The 14,476-nt window shown below is 54.0% G+C and carries 11 protein-coding genes; 3 read left to right on the forward strand and 8 right to left on the reverse strand.

Annotated elements, in window-relative coordinates:
- Positions 1-14: 14 nt before the first annotated feature.
- Positions 15-464 carry a DUF2721 domain-containing protein gene (locus IEW06_RS00685; RefSeq protein ID WP_187731217.1) on the forward strand — a complete coding sequence of 150 codons (450 nt, stop codon included), beginning with the start codon at positions 15-17 and terminating at the stop codon, positions 462-464.
- A gap of 129 nt (positions 465-593) precedes the next feature.
- On the opposite strand, the gene IEW06_RS00690 is transcribed toward IEW06_RS00685, so the two are convergent.
- Positions 594-857: a hypothetical protein gene (locus IEW06_RS00690; RefSeq protein WP_187731216.1), complete on the reverse strand. Its 264-nt coding sequence runs from the start codon at positions 855-857 to the stop codon at positions 594-596.
- Between the two features lie 226 nt (positions 858-1,083).
- Between IEW06_RS00690 and IEW06_RS00695 the strand changes: the two genes are divergently transcribed.
- Positions 1,084-1,587, forward strand: coding sequence for a hypothetical protein (locus IEW06_RS00695; protein WP_187731215.1), 504 nt, complete (start codon positions 1,084-1,086; stop codon positions 1,585-1,587).
- Positions 1,588-1,700: 113 nt separating this feature from the next.
- On the forward strand, positions 1,701-2,609 hold the full coding sequence (locus IEW06_RS00700) for a prohibitin family protein (protein WP_188547171.1): 909 nt from the start codon (positions 1,701-1,703) through the stop codon (positions 2,607-2,609).
- Positions 2,610-2,677: 68 nt separating this feature from the next.
- Here IEW06_RS00700 and IEW06_RS00705 read toward each other — a convergent pair whose 3' ends face one another.
- The 7 genes from IEW06_RS00705 to carA form a co-directional block, all read right to left on the reverse strand.
- Positions 2,678-4,093, reverse strand: coding sequence for a RagB/SusD family nutrient uptake outer membrane protein (locus tag IEW06_RS00705; RefSeq protein ID WP_187731213.1), 1,416 nt, complete (start codon positions 4,091-4,093; stop codon positions 2,678-2,680).
- Between the two features lie 19 nt (positions 4,094-4,112).
- Positions 4,113-7,091: a SusC/RagA family TonB-linked outer membrane protein gene (locus IEW06_RS00710; RefSeq protein WP_187731212.1), complete on the reverse strand. Its 2,979-nt coding sequence runs from the start codon at positions 7,089-7,091 to the stop codon at positions 4,113-4,115.
- A 590-nt stretch (positions 7,092-7,681) separates the two neighbouring features.
- Entirely contained in the window at positions 7,682-8,626 is a 945-nt protein-coding gene (locus IEW06_RS00715; RefSeq protein WP_187731211.1) for an N-acetylornithine carbamoyltransferase, read from the reverse strand.
- 89 nt (positions 8,627-8,715) lie between these two features.
- Positions 8,716-9,174 carry an Imm50 family immunity protein gene (locus tag IEW06_RS00720; protein ID WP_187731210.1) on the reverse strand — a complete coding sequence of 153 codons (459 nt, stop codon included), beginning with the start codon at positions 9,172-9,174 and terminating at the stop codon, positions 8,716-8,718.
- A 40-nt stretch (positions 9,175-9,214) separates the two neighbouring features.
- Positions 9,215-12,445, reverse strand: a complete 3,231-nt coding sequence (carB, locus tag IEW06_RS00725) for a carbamoyl-phosphate synthase (glutamine-hydrolyzing) large subunit (RefSeq protein WP_188547173.1) — start codon at positions 12,443-12,445, stop codon at positions 9,215-9,217.
- Between the two features lie 92 nt (positions 12,446-12,537).
- Positions 12,538-12,906, reverse strand: coding sequence for a hypothetical protein (locus IEW06_RS00730; protein ID WP_187731209.1), 369 nt, complete (start codon positions 12,904-12,906; stop codon positions 12,538-12,540).
- 462 nt (positions 12,907-13,368) lie between these two features.
- Entirely contained in the window at positions 13,369-14,448 is a 1,080-nt protein-coding gene (carA, locus tag IEW06_RS00740; protein WP_188547178.1) for a glutamine-hydrolyzing carbamoyl-phosphate synthase small subunit, read from the reverse strand.
- Between the last annotated feature and the right edge of the window lie 28 nt (positions 14,449-14,476).

Consider the following 14,476-nt stretch of genomic DNA (forward strand, 5'->3'; position numbering starts at 1 on the left):
ATTACTCTCTTTCTATGGAAATTACGCTTACTACCCCGGCGCTACTCTTTCCGGCATTGTCGCTGCTGCTGCTGGCTTATACCAACCGCTTCATGGCCTTGGCCAACCGCGTGCGCACGCTCAAATCGCAGTATCAGACCACGCATAGCTCGCACCTGATGCTCCAGATTCAGAACCTGCGCCAGCGCCTCGTGATTGTGCGTAATATGCAGGCGGTGGGGATAGCCAGCATGTTTGGCTGCGTGCTGTGCATGTTTCTGCTGTTTGCGGGCTTCGTGCAGGCGGGTCAGTTTATCTTCGGCGCGAGTTTGCTGGCGCTGCTGGTATCATTGGCGATGTCGCTGCGCGAAATTCAGATTTCCGGCGACGCGCTTAATATTGAGCTCAATGATATGCAGAATGATGAAGAGCGCCGCCGCGAAGCAGCGGGCCTGTCTGGGCTGCAAAACCCCGACGGAACATAATAATTCATGCTTTCAAAAAGCCACAAAAAAGCCCCCCGAAGCGCGCTACGGGGGGCTTTTTATTCTACATCCTCTCTGATAGTTGAGAAGCAACATCGCACCCCGAATTTATCCGGCGCGATTTAATGATTACTCCTGCGGAATCTCAGCTGCTACAACCGCCGACGGGCCTTTCTCCCGGATTTCGTGCAGCACGCCTTCAGCCACGCCCCGCCCAAATACACATAGTCCGGCATTGAACACGCCCAGCGCCAATGTACCGGCGGCTACCCACTCGCCGGTAGGCACTTGTTTGCGCTGCAAAGCGGTAGCCCACTGAATCAGGCAGGTGCCAAAACCAATAATCATGAGCCCGGATGGGGCAAATAGCAGCCATTTTTTCTTATGTGTCATCTGTAGGAAGGTTGGAATGATAGGATATAAATGAAGGAATTTTGTCGCCGCCTCAGGGCAGCTGAGCGAGCGGCTGCAATGAAGTGACGGCTAAAAAGCGCGCGCGTCTTTTCTTCAATCGTACCTTTCGCTCTTTAGGTTACGTCATTAGTAGCTGGGGGGCTTTTTCGGAGCCAACCCAGGCCAAGCTCAGCCTTTTCTTCCTTCTCCATATTTCCCTGCCACCATGAGTGCTCTTCGCTACGAACAACTGCTGCGCGCTGCCTTCCGCACCGACGCCGATGCGGCCTACTACCTCACTGAGCCCGACACGGCCGCGTATGCCACTTTCGAGCACGCCACCCGCGCCGATGTTCCCTTCCGGTTTGAGCGCGTGCGCCTGGGCGTAGCTATGTCCTTGCTTAAGCTGCTCACCGACCTGGGCGACCACGAAGAAAGCCGCCGTGTGCTGGATGTGCTGCACCGCGCGCTGGGCGCTCGCTCCGTCGCCGACATCGACAACGTCATTACCCGCGACGCCAAGCTGTTTGAGCGCCTCTACACCAATCTGTACGTGAACGACGAGGGCGAGCAGATTCTGCAGCTTTTCGAGCGCACCCTCGACGCGGATACCAAGCCCATGATGGATGCTGTTATCGAAGAAGCCTTGGAATTGGCCCAAGAAATCGACTTCGATGCGCTGAATGAAGACGATGAGGACGACGAGGACGAGCAGGAGGTGGGGAAATAGCCAAGTAGAAGCCGGGCTTCCAAAACAGCCGGCAAAAGCTTATCTTTTCGTAGCGGCTGAGGGGCAATTTGCGCTGACTTGGCCGCGTCCTGTTCCACCCAAATCCCTCGGCTATGACCCTAGTTTTCGTTGGCCTCGTGCTACTTATTGTGGGGTATAATGCGAGTAAGATATCGTATTCCGCGCATCGGTTTCGCAGCTTGCTGCTGTTTGCGGGCGCAACGCTGGTAGTATTGGGGCTGGCGCTGAGCACCGTAGTGCAGATTGATGCCGGACAGGTGGGCGTTCAGACATTGTTTGGCAAGGTGCAGCCGCGCATTCTTATCAGCGGCCTGAACGTAGTGAACCCTTTGGTGAATGTGACCAAATTTGACACGCGCACCCAGAACTATACCATGTCGGTGCAGCGCGAGGAAGGCCAGCGCGCCGGCGACGATGCCATCCAGGTGCTCACGGCCGACGGGCTGGAAGTTGTCATCGACCTGACGGTGCTGTACCGCGTGGTGCCCGCCCGCACGCCGCATATTCTCTCTACCATCGGCCCCAATTATCAGGATGCCATTGTGCGGCCCGTTACGCGCACCCGTATCCGCGACAATGCTGTGTACTATGATGCCGTGGCGCTTTACTCCACCCGCCGCGACGAATTCCAAAATCGCATCTACAATACCATCAACCGTGACTTCCAACAGCGCGGCCTGCAACTAGAGCAGCTTCTGATTCGCAACATTCAACTCCCTGCGCCCGTCAAGCGCAGCATCGAGAGCAAGATATCCGCCGAGCAGGAAGCCCAGAAGATGCAGTTTGTGCTCCAAAAAGAACGTCAGGAAGCAGAGCGCAAGCGCCTCGAAGCTCAGGGCATCGCCGACTACCAGAAAATCATCAGCGCCGAGCTCAGCGACCGGCTATTGCGGTACGAAACCATCAAGGCCAACCAAGCCATTGCTACTTCCGCCAACAGCAAAGTCATCATCATGGGCAACAGCCAAAATGCCCCCCAGGTATTGCTGACGGATAAATAGCGGATAAATAGTACGTAAAAAAGCCCCCCAGAAAGTTCTGGGGGGCTTTTTCGCAATACTCTATCCAACTAGTAGCCAGGGTTCTGGATCAGACCGGGCTCTACGTTAATCTCGCGCAGCGGAATGGGAAGCACAAGAATGTCGCTGTTGATGTCAACCTCTCTGGCGGGGTTATTACCAGATGCTGGCACAAAGATGTTGGTTCTGGTGCGCTTCAGATCGTGCAGACGGAAGCCCTCGAATGCCAGTTCCAGTTGCCGCTCACGCAGAATAGTAGCCAGCGACAGTTGAGGAGCCGTAAGCGGGGTAGCCGTAGAGCGGGTCCGAACACGGTTTATGTCAACCAAAGCTGAAGGAATATTCCCGGCTCTGAAGTCGGCCTCTGCCCGGATCAGGTACATTTCGGCAAGGCGAATAAGTGGAATGTTCTGACCGAAAGCTATCCATTTGCCCGTCCGTAGCTGACCGGCAGCCCGGTTGGTACCCGTGCCTTCATACAAAAGCGAAGCAGTACCACGGGCATCGTTTGCCCCGTAAAGGTTAGCAAAAGCAGGCAATACGCGCACATCGCCCCGGCCTTGCTGACCGATACTGGAGAAAAATGTAGCTAAGCCATTGTTAGATGTTCCGGCGTTATTCTGGTCGTTTTGCTGAATTTCCAGCAACGTTTCAGAGGTGTTACGACCCGTGAAAACCGAAGAAAGCGTAGGCGAAAGTGCCTTACCGCTGTTGCGAATAACATCATCGGCCAGAATGCGTGCCTGCGCAAAATTGCTTTGCTGCAAATACACGCGGGCCAGCAGTGCCTTGGCGGTGAAGGTGGTAGCGCGGGCAGGGTTTTCTTCAGGCAACAGGGCAATGGCTGAGGTCAGGTCGTTAATAACCTGCGTATACACCTGCGCTACCGTAGCCCGCTGCTGCGGAACCGTAGCCTGCTCCAACGATTTCACTGGCACCAGGGTGATAGGCACCCCAAGCTGTGCGTTGGCTCCGCCTGGCTCATACTGCTTGCCATAAAGGCGTACTAGTTCAAAGTACAGCATAGCCCGGACAAACCGTGCTTCCCCTTCATACTGGCTCTTCAAGGCAGGTGTAGTTACTACTGGCAGCGCATCAATAACAAGGTTAGCTGTGTTAATAGCCTCGTACGCATCACGCCAAGTAGTTTCAGCAGTCGACGTTGATGCGTTTGTGGTTCTATTAACTAATGCGCGGTATTGGGTAAAACTGCCCTGAAACTGAATGTAGTTGTCGGCAGCCATTAGCTCTGGCACCAGAATCAAATCGGTACCATAGAGCGTTGGACCACCCAGCTGGGCGTACATACCAACTACGGCGCTCCCTACATTAGCTTGGTTACCAAGCGCCGTAGTGGCATCTATTGATTGGGAAGGATTAATATCGAGTTTGTCATCGCATGAGCTCAGACCCAGGCTTAAGCCCAAGGCCAGCAAAGCGACCGACCGAGAAAATATCGTTTTCATCAGAAGTTACGTCAGAAGATTAAAAGCCTAAATTGATACCAACCAAGAAGGTTTTAGCCAACGGCGGAGTGTAGAAATCAACACCCAGCACGTAGTTGCCTTGGCCAAACGCGGCAGTATTTACTTCCGGATCATAGCCATCATAGTTGGTAATGGTGGCTAAGTTCTGGGCCTGTACATATAAGCGAGCGGTTTGCAGGAACCCTAGCTTGGCTACCGAAGCAGGCAGCGTATAGCCGAAGGTTACATTCTTCACCCGCAGGAAAGAACCTTTTGTCACCCAACGCGAAGAAGCCTGCGCTCCGTTGCCTGAGAAAAGCTCGGCACGGGGAACATTAGTTCTGTCGCCCGGCTTCTGCCAACGGTCTAATTGCTCGATAGTCTGGTTATCAAAGAAGTCACCGTTGACGGCTTGATAAACACCAGCCGAGTTGTAGATGTCGTTGCCGTATACAAACTGACCGAGAACGCTCAGGTCAAAACCTTTATACGAGAAGGTGTTCGTGATACCGCCCGTGTAATCGGGGTTCGGATTACCAACAACCTGTAAAGGCGAGTCGGTAATTTCATCAGTAGTTGAGCCATCCTCGGCGTAGTACAAGGCATTGCCATTAGCAGGATCTACGCCAGCGTACTTACGTCCCCAGAAAACACCAATTGGCTGACCTTCACGTACGCTAGCCAGCTGACCGCTTTGAATAGGCGAGGTCAGCTCTGTGATTTCGTTACGGTTGAAGGAGATGTTGAAGTTAGTGCTCCACTTAAAGTCCTTGTCGAAGTTGCGTGTGTTTAAGGAAATCTCCAGACCACGGTTTTCCAGTTTGCCTACGTTTTCGGTTACGGTGTTATAGCCATTTACATAAAGGAGTTGGCGGCCTAACAGCAAATCGTCCGTATTTTTCTGATAAACGTCGATTTCACCGGAAATACGGTTATCGAGGAAACCGAACTCTAAGCCGATGTCGGTTTGAGCCGTGCTCTCCCACGATAAATCAGGGTTACCAACAACGGTGCTAGGACGAATACCAGCCTGGTCGGCGTAGGGAAGAGCAGTAAACAACCCACGAGAGAGGAAGTTGCCAATCTCCGCATTACCGGTCAAACCGTAGCTGGCCCGCAGCTTCAGGAAATTAACGATAGAGTTGTCTTGCAGGAAGCCTTCTTCCGAAATCACCCAGCCCACCGAGCCAGCGCCGAATGTTCCATACTTATTGTTGGCACCGAAGCGCGACGAACCATCGCGACGAACGCTACCGGACAGCAAGTACTTGCCCTGGTACGCGTAGTTGACGCGGCCGAAGAACGAAACAAACGAGAATTCGTCCCGCGAGGAGCTTGAGCCGCCCGTCTTGATAGCGGCGCTAGCAATTCGGGTAAACTCAGCGTTCGGGAAGCCTCGCCCTTCAGCGGAGGTTTGCTTGAGATCAGAGCGCTGGAAGGAGAAACCAGCAAGGGCTTCGATGGTATTTGCTTCGTTCAGCGTCAGCAAGTAGTTCGCCGTATTGTTGGTGGTGTAGTTCATTACCTGCGTCTGGTTGCTGAAGCCTTCCCCCGTATTACCACCACTCGATGTACCTGCCGGAGCATAGATATCTTCGTTCAGATTCAGGAAGTCAGCACCGGCTTCGGTGCGGATAGTCAGGTTCTTAATTGGATTGAACGACAGGTAGGCATTGCTAAATGAGCGGTACGTACCTGCTCTGTTTGTTACCCGCTCTATGTCAACCAGGTTGTTGGTATACAGCGTCAGCTGATTCAGCTCGCCGGTCTCGGGGTCAATTTTTGGTTGAAGCGGTGGCAAAGCATTCAGCTGCACGGGGTTAGTGAAGGCGTTGTCGTTCGGAATACGGTCGTTCACTGAGCGGGTCAACGACAAGTTCAAGCCCACTTTCACCTTTTCTGTAATCGAGTGGTCGAGGTTGATGCGAGCACTACCCCGACGGAAACGGTTGCCGATGATGATACCGGTCTGGTCGTTGTAGGTAGTGCTTAAGTAGAAGCGGGTTTTGGCATCGCCGCCGCTAACGTTGGCATCATACTGCGACACTTTACCGGTACGGAAAGCCTCTTCGCTCCAGTTCTGATCAACGCCAGAGTTAAGATCGATTCCAAAATCCAGGAATAATGCATCGACCTCATCTGGGTCGGTGATGCCAGCATTGGCCGCCGACTCTCTGAACAGCTCATTGTACTGGGCAGCGTTCAGAAATTTCTGCCTTCTGGTGGTTTCGCTGGTACCTACGTAGTAGCCAACATTTACCTTGGTTTGTCCCTGGCGGCCGCTTTTGGTGGTTACCAACACCACGCCATTCGAAGCCCGCGAGCCATAGATGGCCGCCGAAGCAGCATCCTTCAGAATGGTAATGGACTCGATGTCATTGGGGTTCAGGTCAGCCAGTGGGTTCAAGGGCTCTACATCGGTGCCTACGTCCTGCGACGTTACGGGAATACCGTCAATCACGTACAAAGGCTGGTTGGATGCCGTTACCGATGAAGCACCCCGCACCCGGATTTGAACACCTGCTCCGAGCTTGCCGGAGGTCTGGTTGATAGTAACACCAGGCGTACGGCCCTGAATAGCTTGCTCGAAGCTTACTACCGGCACGTTTTCTACGTCCTTGCTGCTGAGCTGCGTTACGGAGCCGGTCACTTCTGATTTGGCCTGGCTACCATAACCTACTACCACAGCTTCGTTAAGCACTGTCTCGTTTGTTCCCAAACGAGCATTGATTACTGATTGGTCGCCTACCGGAATAGTCTGGGTATTATAGCCAATTGAGCTAATTACCAAGGTAGCGTTCGGCTGTACGGTAAGCGAAAAGGCGCCATCGGCGCTGGTGCTGACGCCGTTGGTAGTGCCGCGCTCCAGTACTGTTACGCCGGGCAGGCCCGACCCGTCAGCATCGGTTACGCGGCCAGTCACCGTCCGGGTTTGAGCCCATGCGGTTGTCACCAGCAGCAAGCACCAGACAAGAGAGAGTAAAAATTTTTGTTTCATTTAGGAATTGGCTTGTGGCCCAGTTAGAGTGAACAAATACCGATTTGCCAAACCGGCAGCATAAGTGTGAAAGTGTGAAAAAAGTGAAAGAAATGTTATGACCGTTTTTGCTAAAGCAAGCCTGCATTAGCACTTGTGGCGCTTAAATTAAGGAATAAATGCATTTTATTTAGTGTTGGATGCTATGACAGCCATCTTAGAAAGGCCCAACTCGTGTTTTTTGGGCTCGTGAATGCTTTCTTCCTCTACTGCTGACCTCACCTCCTCTTCGCTATTTCATCCTTTCCTGCACATACGGCACCAAGCACAAGCGCGGTTTTCCGGTCCGTAGTCTCCTAAAAAGCCCCCCATTTGTTCGTGTATGCCTTATCCAACTGCTAGAGTGACTTTAGATAAAGTTACTCATTTCTAGTATTATTTTAACAAGTTATAAAAAGCGTAAGCAATATGCATACTTGCTGCTTGGTCGGCTTATTAAATTACTATTCGCGCACATTAGCACAATTAATGTTTTAGCTACGACACAGGCTCAAAAAAGCCCCCCAGATCAATGCTGGGGGGCTTTTTTGAGCCTGTGTAACCGCGAATAATTACTTCAGCATCTCGTGCAACACCGTTTGCATAGAAAACACCCGGTTGCCGGCCTCCTGAATCACCAAGGAGTTCGGCGAATCTAGAATGGCGTCCGATACTTCCACGTTGCGGCGCACGGGCAGGCAGTGCAGGAACTTGGCGTCGTGGGTGCCGGCCATGTGCTCGGGCGTGAGCATCCAGCTAGGGTCATTGCTAATAACCTGACCATAGTCGAGGTAGCTGCTCCAGTTCTTGGCCTGCACGAAGTCGGCGCCTTCCAGGGCGCGTTTCTGGTCGTACTCAATGCGGGCACCTTTGGTGAATTGGGGGGCTAATTCGTAGCCTTCGGGGTGGGTAATGACGAAGTCTACCCAGTCTACTTCCGAAAACCAGTCGCAGAACGAGTTGGGCACGCACTGAGGCAGGGCGCGCACGTGCGGGGCCCAGGTCAGCACCACTTTCACGCGCTCTTTCTGCTTGTGCTCCGCCACCGTAATCAGGTCGGCAAACGACTGCAAGGGGTGCAGCGTGGCGCTTTCCAGGCTGATAACAGGCACGGTGGCGTACTTCAGTATCTTGTTGAACACTTCCTCGCTGTAATCGGCCTCGCGGTCCTTGAGCGTGGGGAAGGTGCGCACGCCCAGCACGTCGCAGTACTGGCTCATCACGGCAATGGCCTCCTTTATGTGCTCCTGCGTGCCGCCGTTCATCACCGCGCCATCGGCCATTTCCAGCGTCCAGGAGTCGGCGCCAGCATTGAGCACCCAGGCTTGCGCGCCGAGGTTGTAAGCCGCTTTGATAGAGCTGAGACGGGTGCGCAGGCTGGGGTTGAAGAAAATCAGACCGACAGTTTTGTTCTTGCCGATGTGCTGGTAGCCGTAAGGATTCGCCTTGATTTCCAGGGCTTGCTGCAATAGGGCTTTATAGTCGCCCGCATCAGCGAAGGAAGTGAAGTTTTTCATGTTACTCATCAGTGAACAGCTTCTCTGAGTTATCAGTAGGGCCTCTTATTAGGCGGTGCTTGTGTCAACGGTCCGCTCAATTTTTACCGCTAGTATCCCAGGGGTTGTGCGCCACCACGTGAACCGCGTTTGGTAACACTCTTGATTGGAGCCAGACTTAGTACCAAGGCTTCTTCAGCTACCACAGTTGCCTCCATACCAGTTGAAGAATTGAAAATCCCTTTAATTAAGCTGCCTTGCTCTTCAAACCAGAATTCAAAAAGCACATTTTGGAAGTTGAAATATTTGAAATCGATTTCCTCTACCCCGGAAAACTGGATTTCAATTAGGCACTGCTTGGCTTGCTTGTAAAATCCTTGTGCGTCTACTTCAGCCAGCATTTCAAACGCCTCTATGACAAACGTTACCGAATAACGACCGGTAATATGCGTTTCAAATGTCACCTTGATGACTTCAGCATCATGGAAGTTTGGCCAATACCCAAAGTACTGATGAATGATTTCCGAGTTGATAACTCGGTTTATAGCTGGATAAGGGGCTTCTTCCATGATGCTTTTCGTTCAACGATTGAGACGCGAGTATGCGTCTCTACATCGCCTTATACTCGTTCCAGCTCTTGATCTTCAAATCCTTCATTTCCAAGGTGCAGAAGGCTTGGATGAAGGCCTTGGCCAGGCGGGCGTTGGTGAGCAAGCCAACCCCGAAGTCCACGGCGGTGCGGCGGATTTTGTAGTCGTTGTCCAGCTCGCCCTTCGAGAGGTTCTTGGGAATATTGATGACTAAGTCGATTTTCTTCTCCTTGAGGTAAGTCAGCACGTTGGGCTCTTGGTGGTCGTCGGGCCAAAAGACCAGGGAGCTGGGCACGTTGTTTTCGGCAAAGAAACGATGCGTGCCCTGCGTGGCGTAGATGGTATAGCCGCTTTGCACCAGCAGCCGCGCCGATTCCAGCAACGCTATCTTGGACAGAATCGGGCCGCTGGAAATCAGCACCGACTTCTGCGGAATCTTGTAGCCCACGCTCAGCATCGATTTCAGCAGGGCTTCCTCGGCCGTATCACCTAGGCAGCCCACCTCGCCGGTGCTCACCATGTCCACGCGCAGTACGGGGTCGGCGCCGGGCAGGCGGGTGAAGGAGAACTGGGGGGCTTTTACGCCCACGAAGGGCAGGTCGTAAACCAGCTCGCTGGCGTCGCGCTCCACTTTCTTGCCCAGCAGCACCTGCGTGGCCTTGCGGATGAGGTTGTGGCCCGAGACCTTGGACACGAACGGGAAGGACCGGGAAGCGCGGATGTTGCACTCAATCACCCGGATTTCGCGGTTTTTCTCTAGAAACTGGATGTTGAACGGCCCGCTGATTTCGTAGCGCTTGGCAATCTTCTCGGCGATGACTTTGAGTTTGCGCACCGTGCCCACATACACGCGCTGGGGCGGGTAGTACATGGTAGCGTCGCCGGAGTGCACGCCCGCAAACTCCACGTGCTCCGAAATGGCGTAGCTCACGATTTCGCCTTTATCGGCTACCGCGTCCAGCTCAATTTCCTTGGCTTCCTGCATAAACTCCGACACCACCACCGGGTATTCGGCGCTTACTTCCACGGCGGCTTTCAGGAAGGCTTCCATCTCGAAAGCGTTGGAAACCACGTTCATGGACGCGCCCGACAGCACGTAGCTCGGCCGAATCAGCACGGGGTAGCCTACCTCGCCCACAAACTCAAACATGGCTTCCAGCGAAGTCAGCTCCTTCCAGCGGGGCTGCGCAATGCCTAGCTCGTCCATGATGCTGCTAAACTTGTGGCGGTTCTCAGCCTCGTCAATACGGGCCGGAGAAGTACCCAGGATAGGCGCGTTGGCGGCGGCCAGGCGGGTAGCCAGGTTGTTCGGAATTTGCCCCCCAGTGCTCAGGATTACGCCTTGGGGCTGCTCAAACTCCAGAATATCCATCACCCGCTCAAAGCTCAGCTCCTCGAAATACAGCCGGTCCGAAACGTCGTAGTCGGTGCTGACGGTTTCGGGGTTATAGTTGATGATGATGGTTTTGTAGCCTTCCTCGGCAGCCGTTTGCACGGCCTGCACACCGCACCAGTCGAACTCCACGGAAGAGCCAATGCGGTACACGCCCGAGCCCAGCACCACCACCGACTTGTCGGTTTCCGGCTCCAGGTCGTTTTCGGTGCCGTGGTAAGTGCTGTAGAGGTAGTTGGTTTTGGCCGGAAATTCAGCAGCCAGCGTGTCAATCTGCTTGATGACGGGCAGCACGCCCAGGGCCTTGCGGCGGGCGCGCACTAGTAGCTCGTCGGCTTTCACGTCGCCTTCGCCGAGCAGCTTCACGGCAATTTGCTGGTCTGAGAAACCGGCTTTCTTGGCCTTGCGCAGTAGAACTGTTTCCAGCCCATTCAACCCGTTTTCACGACATGCCGCCAGCTTGTTGCTCAGCTCGAAAATGGTGTAGAGGCGCTGCAGAAACCAGTGGTCAATCTTGGTTAGGTCGTGCACCTGGCCTAGGGTGTAGCCGGCCTCAAACGCCAAGTTGATGGCGAAGATGCGCTCCTCGTTCGGCTCGCTCAGCAGCTTGTCGATGGTCGCGTTGTCCACCTGCTCGGGCTTATTGGCCACGAAGCCGCGCTTGCCGGTATCCAGCATGCGCAGGCCCTTTTGAATAGCTTCCTCGAACGATTTGCCGATGGCCATTACCTCACCCACACTCTTCATGGCCGAGCCAATCTGCCGGTTCACACCCTCAAATTTAGCCAAGTCCCAGCGCGGCAGCTTCACCACCACGTAGTCCAGGGCCGGCTCGAAAAAGGCCGAAGTCGTTTGGGTCACGCTGTTTTTCAGCTCCGAGAGCGAGTAGCCCAAACTCAGCTTGGCCGCTACAAAGGCCAGCGGATAGCCCGTAGCCTTGGAAGCCAGCGCCGAGGAGCGCGACAAGCGTGCATTCACCTCAATCACGCGGTAGTCCTCCGACACGGGGTCGAGGGCGTACTGAATGTTGCACTCGCCCACGATACCGAGGTGGCGAATGGTTTTGATGCCGATGCTGCGCAGCTTGTGGTACTCGCGATTGCTCAAGGTCTGCGACGGAGCCACCACGATGCTCTCCCCGGTGTGAATCCCGATGGGGTCGAAGTTCTCCATGTTGCAGACCGTGATGCAGTTATCGTACTGGTCGCGTACCACTTCGTACTCCACTTCTTTCCAGCCCTTCAAGGATTCTTCCACCAAAATCTGATCGGAAGTGGTGAAAGACTTCTGAGCCAGGGTGCGCAGCTCGTCCATGTTATTGGCGAAACCGCTGCCCAGGCCACCCAGCGCAAACGCCGCCCGCACAATAATCGGAAAACCGATTTTCTCGGCTGCGGCCAGCGCGTCCTCCATGTTCGTTACGGCCACGCTGCGAGCCGAAAGTACCCCAATCTGGTCGAGCTTCTCCTTGAAAATATCCCGGTCCTCAGTATCGATGATGCTTTGCACGGGCGTGCCCAGCACCTTCACGTTGTACTTGTCAAACACCCCAGCGCGGAACAAAGCCACGGCGCAGTTCAAGGCAGTTTGCCCCCCAAAGGCCACCAGAATGCCATCGGGCTGCTCCTTCTTAATGACTTCCTCCACGAAGTAGGGCGTCACAGGCAGGAAGTACACGTCGTCGGCAATGTTGTCCGACGTCTGCACGGTGGCGATGTTGGGGTTGATGAGGATGGTGCGGATGCCTTCCTCTTTCAGCGCCTTGAGGGCTTGGGAGCCGGAGTAATCGAACTCACCGGCCTCGCCAATTTTCAGCGCGCCGGAACCGAGGATGAGAACTTTCTGTGGTTTTTCCATTCTAGGGGTTAGGGTAACAGGCCGCTGGTGCGGTCATGTTCAAAGGCAGTCGTGCTAAGTCGGCTACAGCCGATGGTGTAGGTGAGTGGTTTCTATTCGGTAAAGACGGTGTCACTTTTCACTATTTGCCATTCACCCGACGGGCGCCTGGCCATCCAAAGCCTAACAGTGGCATCGGCACGCTCACCATCCAAGAAAAAGCGGAAGGAGAGTGAATCTTTTGTAGCGCCGAGTTTCTCCACCTTGAAGTTTTTGGCAGTTATTGGTCCTGTTCTATTGGTTATCCGAGGGGAAACTCGGGCCGTACTCATGGCTTTTGTAATCAACCCACCCGGTTCGCCAAGCACTGCTTTCATAATCGTTTGCTGGCCCATGTTCTTGACAAAATAGAACCCTGCAAAAGCCAAAGCGCCCAACAGTAGATATCCCCAGTTCGGAAAACCTCTATGTTTTGCTGGCATAAGAGTGGTGCGTTGGGAAGTCGTGAAGGTGAAGCAAAAAACGTCATGCTGAATCAGGGCTCTGTATGCAATTTATCACAGTCCATTACCATTCGGATACTTCGTAAGAGGTTACAACTGAGTCTGGCCCTAATGTCAGGTCGAGTGTTTTGCCGTGTACTGGATCAATATCTGATTCGAAATCCTCAACGATTAAGTACCGAATTGTACCGTCGGGTTCACCATAGTTCGATGGCTCACCGAGCGAATCAATTAGTTGCAGGTAAGTAAGGCCCTTTAATTGATGATGCTTGACTAAGTCACCAATCATTTGCTCACGGTACGGGAAACTTCCTATATCACCTGTAGTGGACCACTGATGCCTGTCAAATTTCGTTTCCTGCTCACTACAGCCATTAACTACACTCCAAAGGGCGAGGAGCAATGTGAGTGATAGTAAGCGAAACATCTTAAGACTCACGGTTACTTCGCTGCCTTGTGCTCGGCTACTGCTTTCAGGAAGTCATCGAACAGATACTCCGTATCCTCAGGGCCGCCGGCGGCTTCGGGGTGGAACTGGGTGGAGAAGAACGGCTTGGTTTTGTGCTTGATGCCTTCGCAGGTGCCGTCGTTGAGGTTCTCGAATAGCATTTCCCACTCAGCGGGTAGCGTGTCAGTATCTACCGCGAAGCCATGGTTTTGGCTGGTGATGTAGCTGCGCTGGGTGCCGGTAAGCTTCACGGGCTGGTTGTGGCTGCGGTGGCCATACTTCAGCTTGAAGGTGTCGCCGCCCGCGGCTAGGCCCATGAGCTGGGAGCCCAGGCAGATGCCGAAAATGGGCTTGTCCTGACCTAGCGCGGTTTGCAGGTGGCCGATGGTAGCGGTGCACATCTTCGGGTCGCCGGGGCCGTTGCTGAGGAACAGGCCGTCGTAGTCGAGCTGTGTGAAGTCGTAGTCCCAGGGCACGCGGATCAGTTCCACGTCGCGCTCCAAGAAGCAGCGGATGATGTTGGTTTTGGTACCGCAGTCGACGAGCACGATTTTGTGCTGGCCGTGGCCGTAATGCTTCACCTCGGTGGGGCTTACCTGGGCTACCAGGTTTTCCTGGTTAGGGTCGTGCAGCTCTACGTCCTCTTCAGCCACAACCTTACCTAGCATGGCGCCTTTCTCACGCAGAATTTTGGTGAGCATGCGCGTATCCACACCGAAGATGCCGGGGATGTTGTACTCCTTAAGCCAGTCGCCGAGGCTTTTGGCGGCATTCCAGTGGCTGTGCTCCTCAGAGTAGTAGTTCACTACCAGGCCGGCAATGTGAATCTTATCCGACTCGAAAATCTTGGAAATCGACTCATACAGCTCCTCGCCGGGCACGCCGTAGTTGCCCACCATGGGGTAAGTCAGCACCAGAATCTGGCCGGCGAAGGACGGGTCGGTAAGGTTTTCGGGGTAGCCGGTCATGGCCGTGCTGAATACCACCTCACCGGCAGCGGACGTAAATGCGCCGAAGGATTCGCCCTGGATTTCGGTTCCGTCTTCGAGGACTAGTTTTACTGTTTGGGACATCTGTCGTTGTGATTGTAGAGACGCAATA

It is taken from the genome of Hymenobacter qilianensis (assembly GCF_014638675.1).
Lineage (GTDB): Bacteria > Bacteroidota > Bacteroidia > Cytophagales > Hymenobacteraceae > Hymenobacter > Hymenobacter qilianensis.